Origin of the sequence: Herbaspirillum chlorophenolicum (assembly GCF_001189955.1) — a bacterium.
GTDB classification, from domain to species: domain Bacteria; phylum Pseudomonadota; class Gammaproteobacteria; order Burkholderiales; family Burkholderiaceae_D; genus Herbaspirillum; species Herbaspirillum chlorophenolicum.
In genome coordinates, this window is the sequence record NZ_LFLT01000021.1 from 56,273 (window position 1) to 73,120 (window position 16,848).

The window sequence follows — 16,848 nt, forward strand, 5'->3', positions numbered from 1 at the left end:
GAATCGATAAGCATTCTCATTATATAAGCCGCGCCCCGATCGCGCCGGGCTTAATACCGGAATCGAGCCCAGCTGCGGCGATATGACGCAGCAAAATGCAACGCGCCGCCGCCAATCACGGGAGCCGCCGCCGCTTGCACTACAATGCGCCATCCGCCGTGGCGCCACGGCGGCCAGCCAGGAAATACCCATGTTCTCGTTCAAGCAACTCGAAGCCCTCTACTGGATCGCCACCCTCGGCGGTTTCGCGCCAGCCGCGCGCAAACTCAACACCACGCAATCGGCGGTGTCCAAACGCATCAAGGAACTGGAAACCAGTTTCGATACCCCGCTGTTCGACCGCGAACAGCGCCAGGCGCGCCTGACGGAAAAAGGCGAGGAAATGCTGCTGATCGCCCGGCGCCTGCTGGAACAGCGCGATATCGCCGTCGAACAGTTCAGCAAGCCCGAAGTGATCGAGCGCCGCCTGCGCATCGGCGTGACCGAACTGACCGCGATGACCTGGCTGCCGCGCCTGGTCAGGCGCATCCACCAGCACTACCCGCGTGTGGTGATCGAGCCCGACGTGGACTTGAGCGTGCACCTGCGCGACAAGCTGCAAAACGACGAGATGGATGCCATCATCGTGCCCGACGCCTTCACCGATCCCGGCCTGTCGGCACTGCCGCTGGCCAGCGTCAAGAGCGTATGGCTGGCGCGCCCGGGGCTGATCGGCGACAGGAAACGCCCGCTGCGCATGCATGAGCTGGCCTCGCACACCATCCTCACCCAGGGCAACAAATCGGGCACCGGCATCATCTATGACCGCTGGATCAAGTCGCAGTCGATCTTCCCCGGCCATTCGCTCTCCTGCAGCAGCGTGGTGGCGCTGATCGGCCTGACGGTGTCGGGCATGGGCGTGAGCTACCTGCCCTACAAACCCCTGCGCCCGCTGATCGAAAGCGGCACCCTGGAAATCATCGAGACCACGCCTAGGCTGCCCGACGTCCCTTACGTGGCGCTCTACCGCAGCGAGCGCAAGAGCAGCTTCATTTCATCCGTCCTGATGCTGGCGCAGGAATGCTGCGAGTTTTCCGACATGTTCCAGATCGAGGAACTGGCGGGCCAGCAGCATGCCAAGAAACGTAATTCCGGCCCATTTTTTTAATATCCAGACAATAATTACGCTGATCCTTGTCGCTTCTGCGCCGAACCTGCGTAAATTTTTACGCGAATTTTTTTGCACCGCACTATACTTTCATTAATTTCTGTAAAGAAATTTTTAGAACGCATTTCATTGATAGCCGTGAATAGGCGTGAGATGTATTCTGCCAAGGGTAAGGGACGAAGCGCTGCCCATTCCGGCTGGGAAACCGGAGATGGTTGCAAGGCAGGCAGCGCTCGAAGGGGTGGCGAAGAAACCGCATGGGAACGGTTTCATCGGCACAATTGATTTTGATTCAAGCAGGTCGCGCGGGCCATCCTCGGCCGGCGCCCTGAGCAAACAGAACAACATGAATCCAACGCCACCGGATTCCGCCGAGTCCGACATGCCGCAACAAATGCGGGTGCGCACACTGATCGATGAGATCGGCGCACTGACGCTGCATGTCCAGGAACTGGGCCGCATGGCCGAAGAGGCCCGCCAGTTGTATGAACGCGGCGAAATGCCGGCGCCGGAAGACCCGCGCCGATTGGTCGACGATGTCGAAGCCTTCCGCCGGAAGCTGGAACTCGCCATCGTCCGCATCTTCGAGGAAATCTTCGGACCGCGCACCGACACCATCGAACGCCAGATGAGCATGCGCCTGATTTCCGAGATCGGACCGTCCGCTTTCGTACAGAAGGTGCTGTGGGGCGAGGAAATCAGCGACATCGCTCTGACCATCGCGCTGGAACGCATGATCCCTTCGCTGGAAAAGCTGGTGGAGGAATATCCGGCCGCCTTCCTGGAACAAGCCAATTCGGTGCTCGAGCAGTTCAAGGCCAGGTAAGACCAAATCTATCCCTGCCGTCCTGACGAAAGTCAGGGCACGGCGCGCCGCAATGAACGCTGCAGGTGCGCGGCGAAGCGCGAAGCGGCGATCGACTGCCGGTGATACGCCAGCGACAACTGCGCGCGCGGCGCCGGTTCACGGATCTCGATGTAGCGCACCTGGTCGAGCTGCACCTGTTCGATCGCCTCGGGCACGATGGAGATGCCCAGCCCCGCAGCCACCAGGTTGATCGCCGAGGTAAGCTGCGGCGCCAGCTGGATCACCTGCGGATCGAAACCTGCCGCCTGGCAGGCGCTGAAGATTTCGTCATACAGCGCCGATCCCTTGCCGCGCGGGACCATGATGAATTTCTCCTGCGCCAAATCCTGCAGCCGCAGCGACTTGCGCCGCCCCAGCGGATGTGCGCGCGGCAACGCCACCTTCAGCTTCTCGGCCGGCAACTCGACTACCCCTACTTCGTCGGACGGCGTGCCGACGATGCGCACAAACGCCGCATCCAGCTGCGAACCGGCGATATCGGCCAGCAACTGTTCGGTAATGCCTTCGCTGAGCGAAATCTCCAGCTTGGGATGGCGCTCGCGGAATTGCTGGATCGACTGCGAGACCTGCGGATGGAACACCGCCGACGAGGTGAAGCCCATGCGCAGCAAGCCGACCTCGCCGCTGGCGGCCTGCTGGGCCGCACGCAGCGCCTGGCCTGCAGCCTCCACCGCCTTCTGCGCATGCGGCAAGAAAATCTGCCCGACTTCGGACAGCTCCACGCCATGCGAAGTGCGGCGAAACAGCGGCGCCCCCACCTGCTCTTCCAGCGACTTGATCTGCATCGACAGCGGCGGCTGGCCGATGCCGACCTTTTCGGCAGCGCGCGTGAAGCTCAGGTGTTCGGCGACGGCGAGGAAATAACGCAGGTGACGCAGTTCCATGATATCTGTTTTATAGATGGAGATAGGCAGTGATATATATTGGACAATATAGCTGATTTCTTCCAGACTGGCGCCATCCGAATCAATCGGCGCCCTCCTCCCGGTGCGCCGGCAAGGAAGCCCATCATGCAATCCCTCTCCGACTCCGCCGAAGCGGCGCAGTCCCCTGCCCCGACAATCCAGCCGGCCAAATCCACGCAAGGCGCCGTCCGTGGTTCGGCCGCCTATCGCCGGATCACGCTGGCGCTGTTCTGCTCCGGCTTCGCCACGTTTTCGCTCCTGTATTGCGTGCAGCCGCTGCTGCCCGCGTTCGCCAGTGAATTCCACGTCGGCGCAGCCGGCGCCTCGCTGGCCTTGTCGCTGTCCACCGCGTTGCTGGCGGTATCGATCGCGCTGGCCGGGATCGTCTCGGAACGCTATGGCCGCAAGGAGCTGATGCTGGCGTCGATGGCCCTAGCGGCCTGCTGCAACCTGCTGGCGGCAGTCGCCCCCAACTGGCATATGCTGCTGGCAGCGCGCGCGCTGGAAGGCTTTGCCTTGGGCGGAGTGCCGGCGGTGGCGATGGCTTACCTGTCGGAAGAAATCGACCCGAGCGGCCTGGGCTTTTCGATGGGCCTCTATGTGGGCGGCAACGCCTTCGGCGGCATGATGGGCCGGGTGGCGATGAGCGTGATGGCCGAGTCGTTCGGCTGGCGCAATGCGATGCTGGCCATCGGCATATTCGACCTCGCGCTGGCAGCCGTCTTCATGGCGCTGCTGCCGGGATCGCGCAACTTCGTGCGCAACAGCGCAATGAAACTGGGCGACCACTTCGCCCTGTGGAAGCGCCATCTCTCGCATGGCCGCCTGCCGCTGGTGTTCGGCATCGGCGCGCTGGCCATGGGCATCTTCGCTACCTCGTACAACTATGCGGGCTTCCGGCTGATGGGTGCGCCCTTCTCGCTGTCGGCCACGGCCACCGGGCTGATCTTCAGCGCCTATATCTTCGGCATCGTTTCCTCGTCATGGGCCGGCGCGCTGGCCGACCGCTTCGGCCGTGCGCCGCTGGTGGCGGCCGGCATCGCGATCTCTTGCGTGGGGCTGTTCCTGACCTGCACGCCGGTGCTGGCGCTGGTGATCCTGGGCATCGTGCTGCTCACCATCGGTTTCTTCACCACGCACTCGGCCGCCAGCAGCTGGGTCGGCCGCATGGCCGCCACCGGCAAGGGCCACGCCGCCTCGCTGTATCTGCTGGCCTACTACCTGGGCGGCAGCATCCTCGGCTCGGTGGGCGGCTGGTTCTGGGAGCACGCGGGGTGGAATGCGGTGGCGGGGTTCATGCTGCTGCAGGTGATGCTGGCCGGCTGGCTGGCCAGGCGGTTATGGCATCCAGGTCGCGCCTGAGTACGCTCAAGAAAAAGCCGGACACGCTCCGGCTTTTTTTACGGGCATGCACGGGGCAGGACCCACGATCATTAACGCGGCATGACTATTGCTAGCCATCCATGGCAAATGGACGGCGCCTGCCCAACATCCGCAACCGGCGGGTATTGCGTTTTGGGAGCAGAATGCCCACGACGCGTCACCCTTTGCTGCCAGCCACACCGCAATCACATTGGAAACACACATGGATACCAAGATCCCGGCCGCGACGGCCGAGCCCGACATGCCGCTGGCGCAGCAGCTTTTCGAGCAACTGCGCAGCGACAACAATGCCCTGCATGGCGCCGCCTACGGCATCACACGCGACACCTACGGCGCCGGCGAACAACGCGCCCATGAGCTGATGGCATCGACCGCGCGCCGCCTCGGCCTGGAGGTGGGCACCGATGCCGCGCTCAACCTTTACCTGACGCTGCCCGGCCGCGACCGCGCCGCCCCTGTACTGATGACCGGCTCGCACCTCGACTCGGTCCCGCGCGGCGGCAACTACGACGGCGCGGCCGGCGTGGTGGCGGGGCTCTCGGTGCTGGCCGGCTGGGTCGCGGCCGGCATGCAACCGCAATGCGATGTCACCGTCATGGGCGTGCGCGCGGAAGAAAGCGCCTGGTTCCCGGTTTCCTATATCGGCAGCAAGTCGGCTTTCGGCCTGCTGGGCGCCGACGCACTGGACATCCTGCGCCTGGATACGCGGCGCAGCCTGCGCGAACACCTGGCCGAATGCGGCGGGCGCCCCGCAGGCATTGCCGATGGCGAAGCGCACCTGAGCGCGGAACGCATCGCCGGCTTCCTCGAACTGCATATCGAACAGGGGCCGGTGCTGGTGGAAGCGGGCGAACAGGTGGGCATCGTCACCGGCATCTGCGGCAGCCTGCGCTACCGTCACGCGCATGTGCTGGGCAACTATGCGCACTCCGGCGCCACGCCGCGCAGCCATCGCCATGACGCCGTGGCGGCGCTGGCGGAAGTGATCGCGCGCCTGCAGCAGGATTGGGCGCAAATGGAAGCGCAAGGGCATGAGCTGACGCTGACCTTCGGCCAGGTCTATACCGATGCGCAGCAAGCCGACATCAGCAAGGTCTCCGGGCATGTCAGCTTCGGCGTCGACGTGCGTTCGCGCAGCGTGGACAGCCTGCAGTGCATGGAGCGCCACCTGCTGGATGCGGTAGCGGCCGCCGAGCGCAAACATGGCGTGCGCTTCGAGCTGGGCGAGCGCACCGGCAGCCAGCCGGCGCACATGGATGCGGCCCTGCAAGACGAACTGCAAGCCGCCGCTGAACAGCTGCAGCTGACGCATCGCCGCCTGCCCAGCGGAGCAGGGCACGACGCCGCATTATTCGCCAACCAGGGTATCCCGACCGCGATGCTGTTCATCCGCAATGGCAACGGCAGCCATAATCCGGACGAGGCAATGGCGCTGGACGACTTCGCCGCCGGCACGCGTGCGCTGGCGCAGGTGATGGCGGCGCGCGCCGGACTCGCGGCAAAAGCTTGATATAGCACCGTGCGTCGAATCACTCGGAACGCGGCGTTCCCCTGACGCATGGCAACAACCCGCATGCCTGGAAGCAACTCTGTTGCTTTCTGGCCGCTGGCATCCTTTCCACCTTCTTTTCCCCGTTTGCCCTGCGCACGAAAGCCGCTAATCTGGATTGGCATGCATCGCCTTGCGCGCCTGTATCGGCCACGGGCTGTGATCGCCGACGACCAATAATCCTGAGACCCGGGCTCCCAAGCCCACTGACATCCGAGGCACCATGAACATCCTGGCCAATATGCGGATCTCCAACCGCCTGACGATCGGGTTCGCCATCGTATTGCTGCTGGCGATCCTTTCCACCGTGATGGGGCTGTACAACGCCAAGCGCAACGCCGATGCCACGCGACAGATGATGGAAATCCCGCTGGCCAAGGAGCGGCTGGTGGCCGACTGGTTCGTGCTCACTTATTCCGCAGTGGTGCGCACCTCGATGATCGCCCGCAGCACCGACGCCGAACTCTCCAACACCTTCAAGGAAGATATCGAGGCCAGCGTTAAGAGCGGTAGCGCCATCATCAAGAAGATCGAGCCGCTGTTGTCTTCGGATGAGGAAAAGGCGCTGATGGGCGTCATCATCGAAGCCCGCAAGAAATACCAGAGCGCCAAGGAACTGGTGATGAACACGCGCAAGACGGGCGATGCCGCCGCTTCGGAAAAGGCCTACAAGGAAGTGTTCGATCCGGCGGCCAAGGCATATGGCGCGCAGGTCAACAACCTGCTGGCGATGCAGCGCCATGCCATCGACCGGCTGGCGGCCAATATCGACCAGAGCAGCGAGCGCAGCATGCAGCTGATGATTGTGCTGGGCATCTTGCTGGTGGCCATCGGCGCGGTGGCGGTGGTGATCATTTCGCGCAGCATCACCACGCCGTTGAAGCGGGCGCTGGATGTGGCCAAGATGGTGGCTGCCGGCGACCTCTCGGCCACCATCGAACAGCACGGCGAGGATGAGATCGCCGAACTGATGCGCGCATTGAACGATATGAACAACTCGCTGCGCACCATCGTCAGCGAAGTGCAGGTCGGTACCGAATCCATCTCCACCGCAGCGGGCGAAATCGCTTCCGGCAATTTCGACCTGTCTTCGCGCACCGAGCAGCAGGCGGGCTCGCTGGAGGAGACTGCGGCCTCGATCGAACAGTTGACCTCGACCGTCAAGCAGAACGCCGAGAATGCGCAGCAAGCCAACCAGCTCGCGATGGATGCATCGGATGTCGCCCGCAAGGGCAGCGGCGTGGTGTCCCAGGTAGTGGAAACGATGAACGAGATCAACCGCTCGTCCAACAAGATCGTGGACATCATCAGCGTGATCGACGGCATTGCCTTCCAGACCAACATCCTGGCGTTGAACGCCGCGGTGGAAGCGGCGCGCGCAGGCGAGCAGGGCAGGGGCTTCGCGGTGGTGGCGTCGGAAGTGCGTTCGCTGGCGCAGCGCTCGGCGGCGGCGGCCAAGGAAATCAAGCAGCTCATCGACGATTCGGTGGGCAAGGTCGATACCGGCAGCAAGCTGGTCAACCAAGCCGGCACCACCATGGGCGATGTGGTCGACAGCATCAGGCGCGTGACCGACATCATGGGCGAGATCTCGGTCGCCAGCCGCGAGCAGAGTTCAGGCATCGAGCAGATCAGCCGCGCCGTCACCGAGATCGACGACGCCACGCAACAGAACGCGGCGCTGGTGGAGCAGGCCACTGCCACCTCCGACATGCTGCGCGCGCAGGCGCAAAAACTGGCGGAAGCCGGACGCAAGTTCAGCCTGGGCAACTCACTGTCGACAGGCGCCGCCCGGCGCGAACGCGACATCTCGCCATCGCCGCTGCGGCTGACGCCTTCGGCCTGAATCGCTTCACAGCGGCGCGCGGCTTCAGGCCGTGCGCCGCATCTCTTCCTTTCCCCCCTCCAGGCTGCGCAGCCAGCCTTGCCAGAAGTGCTGCGAAGCGGCCTGGAATGAGCGGCCGTATTGTTCCGCATCCGAACGCAGGCTGGCCAGGCTGATGTTGCGGGTATGGGCAATTTCATGCGCGTGGCCGATCAGCCAGCGCTCAACCATGCGCACATCGAATTCCGGATGGAATTGCAGCGCCAGGCAATTCTCGCCCCAGGCGAAGGCCTGGTTCGGGTACATCTCGGACGAGGCCAGATGACGCGCGCCGGCCGGCAGGTCGAAGGTGTCGCCGTGCCAATGCAGCACGCGCGTGTCCTTGCCCACCAACTGGCCGAACCACGGCAGCGCATCCGCATGCGCGCCGGGTTGCAGCGGGCTCCAGCCGATCTCCTTGCCGGAGGTGCCGGGATAGACGCGCGCATGCAGCGCCGCAGCCATCAGTTGCGCCCCCAGGCAGATACCCAGCGTCGGCAGGTCTTCCAGCAGGCGTGCGCGCAGCCAGGCGATCTCGGCGCGCAGGTAGGGATATTCGGCGGTGTCGTAGACCGCGATCGGGCCGCCCAGCACGACGACAAGATCGGCATCCAGCGGCGAGATGTTGGCAAAGGAATCGACGCCGACATCGAAGTAGTTGACCTGATAGCCATTCTTTTTCAACAGCGGCGCGAGCTGGCCTAGGTCTTCGAAGGCGACGTGACGGAGGGCGAGGGCGGTTTTCATGGCGGTGGCGTGGGGGAATGGACGTGGCAGAGGCAGCGCGTGAAGCGCCGCGAAGAGGTTGAAGCTGTTTTCGCTATATCTTAACGTATACAACGAATGCTTGAGGAACTTACTCAAATCCACTGAACAAGTTCATTGGTATTTTGTATTGAGGCGATAGACGGCGCCTTGTTCCATCTCAAGGTTTTGCTGTGGCGGCACGAGCGGCCAAAAGCTGATCAGACAAAAACCCTTTACCGGAAAGGCTTTCCTGGTTATCGAAGGTAATTTTATTGGAATTCCACGTGTCGTCCCGACATGGAAAGATTGCCGCAGAGACAATGCGTTCATACGAAAAAACTGATTGTTCTTGTTTTGGGAATTATGTATTCCGGTTTTGAGCCTTTTTCTTGGCCCTTCCGATCCTTACACTTGGTTTCACGATGAAAGCGAAAAGCGACTGATCCACAAACGTCGGGCCGGGCTGAATCGCACATCCTCTCTCTCACAAGGAAACGATCATGAACACCAAGAACATCACCAGGAACATTATTGCGGGTCTTTTGTTGAGCAGCGCCGTCGGCGCCGCCATGGCTGAAGCTCCGTATCCTCCGGAAACCCAGATCGTGTCGACCAAGTCGCGCGCCGCCGTGATCGCCGAGCTGCAACAAGCCCGCGCCAATGGCGAAACCCTGGTCACCGACCGCTACCCGGTCGACAAGCCTTTCGTGTCGACCAAGACCCGTGCCGACGTGATCGCCGAACTGAAGGAAGCCCGCGCCAACGGCGAAATGCTGGTCACCGACCAATATCCCGTGGACAAGCCCTTCCACTCGACCCTGACCCGCCAGCAAGTGCAGGAAGAACTGCAACAAGCCCGCTCGCAGGGTAACGTCGTGGGCAGCGAACAATATCGTCCGCTGTAATCCGGACTGATGCACAGCAAGGCTGAGCATCGTCAACCGCAGTAACCGGCAACGCGGCGCCACCAGCGCCCGCTGCCAAGGACGCCGGAGATCCCGGCGTGCCAAGCTCTCCCCAGGCGGGCCCCATGAAAGCGACAGTCTCTCCCCTCGGTCGCAAGTAGTGTGGCCCGCCTACCTTTTTGTCTTCCCTGCTTTCCCTTTTCCCAATTCGATTCAACCGCCGCCTTCCTTTGGCGAGCCGTCGATGATGGCGCCAGGGGCATCGGGGTCGTTGCGCGCCTGCACCTCGGCGCGCAGGCGCGGCAGCGCGTGCGGATGATTCTTCGCAATGAAGGCGATCATGTGTTCGCGGATCTGGCAGCGCAGCTCGAAGGCGCTGCCGGAGTCGGCGGCGGAGACCAGCAGGCGGATCTGCATGTTGCGCTCCCCGGCATCGGTCACGTGCATCACGCATACCCGCTTGTCCCACAATGGCAAGGTCTTGCACACGCGCTCGAACTCGGCCCGCACTTGCTGCGTGGGCACGCTGAAGTCCATCCACAGGAACACCGTGCCGAGGATGGTGGCCGAGGTATGGGTCCAGTTCTCGAAAGGATTTTCGATAAACCATTGCAGCGGCACGATCATGCGCCGCTCGTCCCAGATCCGGATCACCACGAAGGTGCCGGTGATCTCCTCGACACGTCCCCATTCACCCTTGACGATGAGCACGTCATCGATACGGATCGGCTGGGAAAAGGCGATCTGCAGTCCGGCGAAGAAATTGCCCAGCACCGGCTTGGCGGCGATACCGGCGACGATGCCCGCCACGCCCGCCGAAGCCAGCAAGCTGGCGCCGAACTGGCGCGCGCCCGGCAGCGTCAGGAGCACGAAGGACAAGCCCAGCAGCGCAATGATGAAATACGCGCTGCGCGAGAGCACCCGGGTCTGGGTCAGGATGCGGCGCGCCTTCAGGTTGTCGGCGACATCGTAGGGATTGAGCTTGATGACGGCGACGCTGACCGATTTCACGCAACGGATCAGGAACCAGGTCAGCGCCAGGATCAATGCGACCGACGTCAGGTAAGACACCGAGGTCAGGCCGGGCGTATTGTCCGGCGCACCGGTCAGCACCAGGCGCAGCAGGAACAGGATCAGGCACAGGCGGCTGGCGTTGTAGGCCACTTCAGTGGCGGTGGTGGTGAACAAATGGCCGCGGGCGATGCGGCGGATCAGCATGATGCCGACGCGATGGATGATGACGGCCACGACCGCCGCCACCACGGCCGCGCCCAAGACGATCAGGCCCGAGCGCAGCGGGCCTTCGTTCATGTTGTAGAGAAAATCCAGGTCCATCGCGTCCCTTCCATGTTGTCGTCACGGCATTGCCGTGGATGAAAACGCCGTGTGGGCGTTCGAACCGGGAAGGGGGATTTTGTTTCCGCTTTTTTGCCTGATGGCGCTCAATGCCGCGCCGGGGCGGGGCAGAGCGCCACCGCCAGCAGGCATAAGGTTTCCACCGCATCGGCCTGGGCCAACTGGATAGGCGCGGGACGCCGGCGCGACAATTCATGCAAGGCCGCGCCATCCCGCGCCGCCAATGCCGCGCCCATCTCCTGCAGCCAGGGGACCAGGCCGGCCGCACTTTGCTGCGGATGCGTCCAGACATGGCTGGCATCCGCCGCCAGGCGGCGCGACAACGCCACGGCGGTGCGGCCGGCGCCGCTCTCGCCATCGGCCAGGCTGCGCTCGCGCATCAGGCGCTGCAACAGCAGGCCGGCCTCGACGTTGGCCACGCAGGCATCGCGCCGCCGCGCATGCATGCGGGCGACCTCGGCGCTATCGTGTCCGGCGGACACGGCGTCGGCCAGGTACGCGAGGTTGAGCTGCACCATGCGCAGCAATTGCGCCCGCACATCGACCGGCTGGCGACGCGGCCAGAACAGGTAACTGGCCAGCACCGCCACCACAGCGCCGATCACGTTGTTGCCGGCGCGCAGTGCGGCATTGGTCAACTGCTGCGCGGGATCGACCGCCACATCGGCCACCAGCACGAACACCGGCGTCAGGAAAGTCGCATACAAGCCATAGCTGACCGGGCGCAAGGCCATGGTCAGCACCGTCAACGGAAACACCAGCACCGCCAGCGCCAGCGGCGAATGCACCACCAGGCACAAGGCCAGCGCCAGCACGCCGCCGACGATGCTGCCGATGGCGCGCTCCATGCTGCGCGCCCAGCTATCGGCAATGGTCGGCTGCATCACCAGCATGGTGGCCATGGTGGCCCAATAGCCGAACGGCAGCTCCAGCAGATGCACGATCAGGTAGGTGGCGCCGGCGGCCGCCGCACAGCGCCAGGCGTGATGCATCTCGGCCGAACCGGCATTGGTGTGCAGCGCGGCCTTGCGCCACAGGGCGCGCAGACGATGGAACAACGCCAGCAAAACGCCGCCCGCATCTTCACCGGTAACGCGTGCGGCCTGCTTCAATCCGGCCGGGTCGATATCGCCGACGCCTGCCGCCAGCGGCGCCTCCATCAATTGCAGGACACGGCCGGCGCCGCTGGGCAAGCGCGCCACCAGTTGGCGCAAGCGCAGCATGATGCGGGCGTCATCGGCAGCCGCGATACTGTCGCCATTGGCCATCGCGGCCTGCATGCCTTGCAGCAGTTGCGCCATGCCCTCCAGCACGCGCGCGGTGCGGCGGCCGGCGGCGGGGTCCTGGTAGTGCGTCAGGCGCAGATCGGCCAGCACGGTGATGCAGTCGAGCAGCTCGCCGGCGCGCGCCAGCCTGACCAGCAGGTTCTCATACAGGCGGCGCGATTCGGTGCGCTCGCCGGCCACCGCATCGAGCGCGCGCCGCGCATTGGCAATGTCGGAACGCGCATGGCGGCGCGTGTGCGCGGCCAGCTCGGCGGCATGCGCCAATTGCGCAGGGTCCTGGTCGTTGCGGCTTTCGGCGGCGATCATCGCCAGTTCCGCCAGCGCGCCATAGACCCGCGCCACCGCCTTGCGCGCCGGCGCGAAAGGATGGATGCGCCATACCGTCAGCCCCAGCAGCATGGCCCACAGGCAGCCGCTGAAATAGATCAGCACATGGCTTTGCCCCAATGGCCACAGCACCACCGGCGCATCGGCCATGATGGCCGAGACTCCTGCTGCCAGCATCAGCACCAAACCGGCGGCGGCGCCGTAGATGCGCGAAAAACCGGCCACACCGGCGCAGGCCATGATGGCCAGCAAACCCGCCTCGACGCTCCAGCCGGCGACCGTGGCCGCGAACATGCCGCCCAGCGTGGACGCCAGGGCGAAGCCGCCCATCGACGCCAGCCGCGCGCGGTTGGAACCGGCGCTGTCGGCCAGGCAAGTCAGGAAGGCGCCAATCGCCGCCCACGAGAACAGCGGATTGCCCAGCCACTCGCCCAGCAGCAGCATGGCGCTGGCGCCGCATGCCGCGCGCAGGCCCTCGGACAGGCTGGCATTGCGCAAGGGGAAATCGGCTTGCCAGCGCTCCAGCCGCGCACGGGCGCGGCGCCAGGGAGCTCGGACGAAACCACGCAAGAAAGAAAAACCGGAGATGGATAGCGGCGGCGGCATGCTAAGGGAGAGGACGGGTCGGGCTGAAGTGGGGAAGCCAACGCCCGCGCGCTTTATTCCCGCAGCGGCGTCATTCCGGTTCCGCCGCCACGGCCGGCAGGCGTAACGGGCATCGGCTGGATGCAGTATAGGAAGGCCAAATATTCTTTGTATGACTTAAGTTCTGGTGTTGCATTCCAATTGCGAATACACAACATCAGGCCCCTGCCTTGCCCCCGGCAAACAACTCCCCGCTGATCTCCATCCAGGCGCGCGCCGCGTGCGACAGGTAACCGCCGCGCGTCACATAGGCGACCTGCCATTGCACCTCGGGCTCGGTCAGGCGCACCGCCTGCAGTTGGTCGGTGGCGATACGGTGGATGAAAGGTTCGGGCAGCAAGGCGGCGCCCATGCCGGCCAGCGCCATCGCCACCAGCCAGTCCCACTGGCCGCTTTGCGCGGCGACCTGCGGGGCGATGCCGATTTCGCGGAAGGTGCCGCGCAGGCTGCGCGTCAGGCCGAATTCGTTGTTGAGCATCACCAGCGGCATGCCGTCCAGCTGGGCGCAGCGCAAGGCGGCCCGGTTCTTCTGGAAGCTGCCGGCCTGGGCCACGGCCCAGATCGGGTAGCGCGCCACCGGCATCACTTCCAGTTCCAGCTCGGGATCGGCCGGCAGCACCGTCATGCCGATCTCCAGTTCGCCGTTGGCCACGCGCTGTTCGATCTGCGGGCCGGTGTCTTCCTTGAGGTTGAGCGCGATCTCCGGATGGCGCTCGCGGAAGGCCTTGAGCACCGGCGTGCACAGGATGTTGATCATGGGCGGGATGCCGATGTCCAGATGGCCCTGGCGCAGGGCCTTGGTGTCGCGCACCTCGGCGTTGAGGCGCTGCATCGAGGCCAGGATCTGCTGGCCTTGCTCGTAAACCACGCGGCCGGTATCGGTCAGCGCCAGGCGGCGGCCGTCGCGGATCAGCAGCGGGGCATCCACCTCGTCTTCCAGCTGGCGCACCATCTTGCTGACGGTGGACTGGGTCACATGCAGCGCGTCGGCGGCGCGGCTGAAACTGTTCAGGCGCACCGTTTCGGTGAAATAGCGCAGGGCGCGGATATCCATGTTGGCCGGCTTTCGAAGACGAATTTGAGGCGTATCAAAGTATGCAGATTCCGACTGGAATCGCAGAATTTAAATCATACAGCGCATGCAGGCCGACTTCTATACTCGATTAAAACAAGAATGAAAGAAGTCCGTTCCGGAGGCCATACAACGCTCACTGGCGCGGATGCACTTCTCTTTTCCAAAAGAAACCGAGCAGGAGCACAGCATGGACAGCCAGCGCATCCGCCAGCCTGAATTGGCCGGCAAACTCATGTCGGCCGATGAGGCCGCCACCTTCTTCCACAACGGCATGACGATCGGCATGAGCGGCTTCACCCGCGCCGGCGACGCCAAGGCCATGCCGCGCGCGCTGGCCGCGCGCGCCAGGCGCGAGGAATTGCGCTTTACCGTCATCACCGGCGCCTCGCTGGGCAATGGCAGCGACGGCCTGATGGCCGAAGCGGGCCTGTTGGCGCGGCGCCTGCCGTTCCAGGTGGATGCGATGCTGCGCGGCAAGATCAATGCCGGCGAGGTCATGTTCATCGACCAGCATCTCTCGGAAACCGCCGAGCAGCTGCGCAGCGGCACACCGTCAAGCATCGACATCGCCGTGATCGAAGCGGCCGCCATCACCGAAAACGGCATCGTGCCGACCATGTCGGTAGGCAATTCGGCCAGCTTCGTCGAGCAAGCCAGACAGATCGTGATCGAACTCAACACCAGCGTGCCGCTGGCGCTGGAAGGCTTGCATGACATCTACCTGCCGGCCGAGCGCCCGGCGCGCGGCCCGATCCCGCTGACCAGCCCGCAGCAGCGCATCGGCCGCGCCACCATTCCTTTCGATCCGGCCAAGGTGATCGCCATCGTGCTGACCGAGACGCCGGACAGCCCCTCCTCGGTGCTGCCGCCGGACGAGGAAACCAACGCCATCGCGCGCCATGTGATCGGCTTCCTCGAAGGTGAAGTGGAGGCAAAGCGCTTGCCGCACACGCTGGCGCCGCTGCAGGCCGGCATCGGCACCATCGCCAACGCGGTGCTGCACGGTCTGGTGGCGTCGCCGTTCCGCAACCTGACCATGTATTCGGAAGTGCTGCAGGACAGCGCCATCGAGCTGCTCGATTCGGGCCAGCTGGCGTTCGCCTCGGCTTCGTCGATCACGCTGTCGTCGGCCAAGTACGAGCACTTCATCAACCACCTCGACAAGTACCGCGACAAGCTGGTGCTGCGTCCCCAGGAAATCAGCAATCACCCGGAGCTGGTGCGGCGGCTGGGCATCATCGGCCTGAACACCGCGCTGGAATTCGACATCTACGGCAACGTCAACTCCACCCATGTCGGCGGCACGCACATGATGAACGGCATCGGCGGCTCGGGCGACTTCGCCCGCAATGGGCAGATCTCGATCTTCGTCTCCAAGTCGGTGGCCAAGGGCGGGGCGGTTTCCAGCGTGGTGCCGATGGTCACGCATGTGGACCACAGCGAGCACGATGTCGATGTGCTGGTCACCGAATGGGGACTGGCCGACTTGCGCGGACTGGCGCCGCGCGAGCGCGCGGTGAAGGTGATCGAACACTGCTGCCATCCGGATTACCGCCCACAATTGCGCGACTACTTTGAGCGCGCCTGCCGGGCCGGCGGCCATACGCCGCATCTGCTGGGCGAGGCATTCTCCTGGCACCAGCATTACGCGCAGCATCAGACCATGCGTTTGCGCTGAACCTCAGTCTCCCTGATTGGGCGCCGTCTTGCGCCGTGCCAGCGCATCCCAGCCGACCGCGCCGCGCACGGCCCCCGGCATGGCTTCCTTCATGGTGTCGATGAAATGGCGCAGGCGCGCCGGATAAAAGCGCGCATAGGGATACAGCAGCGATACCGGCAGCGGCGCCGGTTCCCACTCCGGCAGCAACTGCACCAGCCGGCCCGCCGCCACATCCTCGGCCAGGATCCAAGACGACCCGACCGCCACGCCCATGCCTTCGATGGCCGTGTTGCGCAACGCGTACAGGCTGTCGGTGACCAGCTGCGGCCGGAACGAGATGTGCTTTTGCTCGCCGGTGCGCGCATGCGTGAGCGTCACTTCGCGCCGGTAAAAGGCGGGGATGGCGATCCAGGGCAGGGCGGCCAGGTCGGCCGGATGCTGCGGCAGCGGGCGGCCTTCCAGCAGCGACGGCGCCGCCACCGTCATGCGCGGCACTTCGGCCAGGTGGATCGCCACCACGGACGGGTCGTGCACCTCGCCCACCTGGATCGCGCAGTCGATGCCTTGCGAAATGAAATCGGCGGCGCGGTCATGCAGCAGCCACTCCACCATGACCAGCGGATGGCGGCGCATGAACTCCGTCAGCGGGCCGATCAGCTGCTTTTGCCCGAACGCATGCGGCACCACCACCCGCAGCGAACCCTCGGCCTGCAGGCGTGCCCCGCGCAGGTCGCTTTCGAACTCGTCCCATCCCGCCAGCAAGTCCTTGGCGCGCTCGTAGCAGCGCTCGCCGTCGTCGGTCAGTTTCATCGCATGCGTGGAACGTTGCAGCAGCCGCACCCCGAGCGAACGCTCCAGGGTCTGCAAGCGGCGGCTGATGGTGGGCTGGGTCGTGCCCAACTGGGATGCCGCCGCCGACAGGCTGCCGGCTTCGACGATGCGCACGAAGGTCTGCATCAGCTCGATACGGTCGGTCAGGCCGGCGGCGAGCGCTGTTGTCTGGGAGGGGGCGGAGGGCTTGGTCATACGCTAAACGTATATCAATTCTGCTTTTTACGCTACTACCGTATGCGAGCCGGGTGGCGCAGAATCCGCTTCAACGCTGGCACACAAGCCTTTTTCGGGCCAGTT

Annotated in this window: 13 protein-coding genes; 7 read left to right on the plus strand and 6 right to left on the minus strand. The window is 64.3% G+C overall.

Features of this window, described 5'->3' with window-relative positions; all coding sequences use genetic code 11:
* Positions 1-190 precede the first annotated feature (190 nt).
* On the plus strand, positions 191-1,147 hold the full coding sequence (locus AKL28_RS14075; protein WP_050468786.1) for a LysR family transcriptional regulator: 957 nt from the start codon (positions 191-193) through the stop codon (positions 1,145-1,147).
* Between the two features lie 346 nt (positions 1,148-1,493).
* Positions 1,494-1,973 carry a hypothetical protein gene (locus AKL28_RS14080; protein WP_231602431.1) on the plus strand — a complete coding sequence of 160 codons (480 nt, stop codon included), beginning with the start codon at positions 1,494-1,496 and terminating at the stop codon, positions 1,971-1,973.
* 32 nt (positions 1,974-2,005) lie between these two features.
* Here the strand turns inward: AKL28_RS14080 and AKL28_RS14085 are convergent, their stop codons facing one another.
* Positions 2,006-2,899, minus strand: coding sequence for a LysR family transcriptional regulator (locus tag AKL28_RS14085; protein ID WP_050468787.1), 894 nt, complete (start codon positions 2,897-2,899; stop codon positions 2,006-2,008).
* A gap of 126 nt (positions 2,900-3,025) precedes the next feature.
* Here AKL28_RS14085 and AKL28_RS14090 point away from each other — a divergent pair, with 126 nt between their 5' ends.
* The 3 genes from AKL28_RS14090 to AKL28_RS14100 all read left to right on the plus strand — a co-directional run bounded on the left by AKL28_RS14090 (position 3,026) and on the right by AKL28_RS14100 (position 7,698).
* Positions 3,026-4,282: an MFS transporter gene (locus AKL28_RS14090; RefSeq protein WP_050468788.1), complete on the plus strand. Its 1,257-nt coding sequence runs from the start codon at positions 3,026-3,028 to the stop codon at positions 4,280-4,282.
* A 223-nt stretch (positions 4,283-4,505) separates the two neighbouring features.
* Positions 4,506-5,813 (plus strand): Zn-dependent hydrolase, encoded by a 1,308-nt coding sequence (locus tag AKL28_RS14095; RefSeq protein ID WP_050468789.1) that lies wholly within the window; start codon positions 4,506-4,508, stop codon positions 5,811-5,813.
* Positions 5,814-6,075: 262 nt separating this feature from the next.
* Complete coding sequence (locus tag AKL28_RS14100; protein ID WP_082221497.1) at positions 6,076-7,698, plus strand: methyl-accepting chemotaxis protein; 1,623 nt, start codon at positions 6,076-6,078, stop codon at positions 7,696-7,698.
* A gap of 24 nt (positions 7,699-7,722) precedes the next feature.
* Here the strand turns inward: AKL28_RS14100 and AKL28_RS14105 are convergent, their stop codons facing one another.
* Positions 7,723-8,463 carry a glutamine amidotransferase gene (locus AKL28_RS14105; protein WP_050468790.1) on the minus strand — a complete coding sequence of 247 codons (741 nt, stop codon included), beginning with the start codon at positions 8,461-8,463 and terminating at the stop codon, positions 7,723-7,725.
* Positions 8,464-8,963: 500 nt separating this feature from the next.
* Here AKL28_RS14105 and AKL28_RS14110 point away from each other — a divergent pair, with 500 nt between their 5' ends.
* Positions 8,964-9,368 carry a DUF4148 domain-containing protein gene (locus AKL28_RS14110; protein WP_050468791.1) on the plus strand — a complete coding sequence of 135 codons (405 nt, stop codon included), beginning with the start codon at positions 8,964-8,966 and terminating at the stop codon, positions 9,366-9,368.
* A 213-nt stretch (positions 9,369-9,581) separates the two neighbouring features.
* On the opposite strand, the gene AKL28_RS14115 is transcribed toward AKL28_RS14110, so the two are convergent.
* The 3 genes from AKL28_RS14115 to AKL28_RS14125 all read right to left on the minus strand — a co-directional run bounded on the left by AKL28_RS14115 (position 9,582) and on the right by AKL28_RS14125 (position 14,036).
* The gene (locus AKL28_RS14115; protein WP_050468792.1) at positions 9,582-10,703 is read right to left on the minus strand and encodes a mechanosensitive ion channel family protein; all 1,122 of its coding nucleotides are present in this window, start codon (positions 10,701-10,703) and stop codon (positions 9,582-9,584) included.
* A 107-nt stretch (positions 10,704-10,810) separates the two neighbouring features.
* Entirely contained in the window at positions 10,811-12,907 is a 2,097-nt protein-coding gene (locus AKL28_RS14120; protein ID WP_231602432.1) for an FUSC family protein, read from the minus strand.
* Between the two features lie 232 nt (positions 12,908-13,139).
* Positions 13,140-14,036 (minus strand): LysR substrate-binding domain-containing protein, encoded by an 897-nt coding sequence (locus AKL28_RS14125; RefSeq protein WP_050468794.1) that lies wholly within the window; start codon positions 14,034-14,036, stop codon positions 13,140-13,142.
* Positions 14,037-14,244: 208 nt separating this feature from the next.
* Between AKL28_RS14125 and AKL28_RS14130 the strand changes: the two genes are divergently transcribed.
* A complete protein-coding gene (locus AKL28_RS14130) occupies positions 14,245-15,735 on the plus strand; it encodes a succinate CoA transferase (protein WP_050468795.1) in 1,491 nt (496 codons plus the stop codon).
* A gap of 3 nt (positions 15,736-15,738) precedes the next feature.
* On the opposite strand, the gene AKL28_RS14135 is transcribed toward AKL28_RS14130, so the two are convergent.
* The gene (locus AKL28_RS14135; protein ID WP_050468796.1) at positions 15,739-16,743 is read right to left on the minus strand and encodes a LysR family transcriptional regulator; all 1,005 of its coding nucleotides are present in this window, start codon (positions 16,741-16,743) and stop codon (positions 15,739-15,741) included.
* Positions 16,744-16,848: the final 105 nt, after the last annotated feature.

Coding starts and splice junctions, on each gene's coding strand:
- AKL28_RS14130 (WP_050468795.1), top strand. CDS start 14,245: ATGGACAGCCAGCGCATCCGCCAGCCTGAATTGGCCGGCAAACTCATG.
- AKL28_RS14090 (WP_050468788.1), top strand. CDS start 3,026: ATGCAATCCCTCTCCGACTCCGCCGAAGCGGCGCAGTCCCCTGCCCCG.
- AKL28_RS14115 (WP_050468792.1), bottom strand. CDS start 10,703: ATGGACCTGGATTTTCTCTACAACATGAACGAAGGCCCGCTGCGCTCG.
- AKL28_RS14100 (WP_082221497.1), top strand. CDS start 6,076: ATGAACATCCTGGCCAATATGCGGATCTCCAACCGCCTGACGATCGGG.
- AKL28_RS14135 (WP_050468796.1), bottom strand. CDS start 16,743: ATGACCAAGCCCTCCGCCCCCTCCCAGACAACAGCGCTCGCCGCCGGC.
- AKL28_RS14125 (WP_050468794.1), bottom strand. CDS start 14,036: ATGGATATCCGCGCCCTGCGCTATTTCACCGAAACGGTGCGCCTGAAC.
- AKL28_RS14095 (WP_050468789.1), top strand. CDS start 4,506: ATGGATACCAAGATCCCGGCCGCGACGGCCGAGCCCGACATGCCGCTG.
- AKL28_RS14110 (WP_050468791.1), top strand. CDS start 8,964: ATGAACACCAAGAACATCACCAGGAACATTATTGCGGGTCTTTTGTTG.
- AKL28_RS14075 (WP_050468786.1), top strand. CDS start 191: ATGTTCTCGTTCAAGCAACTCGAAGCCCTCTACTGGATCGCCACCCTC.
- AKL28_RS14085 (WP_050468787.1), bottom strand. CDS start 2,899: ATGGAACTGCGTCACCTGCGTTATTTCCTCGCCGTCGCCGAACACCTG.
- AKL28_RS14105 (WP_050468790.1), bottom strand. CDS start 8,463: ATGAAAACCGCCCTCGCCCTCCGTCACGTCGCCTTCGAAGACCTAGGC.
- AKL28_RS14080 (WP_231602431.1), top strand. CDS start 1,494: ATGAATCCAACGCCACCGGATTCCGCCGAGTCCGACATGCCGCAACAA.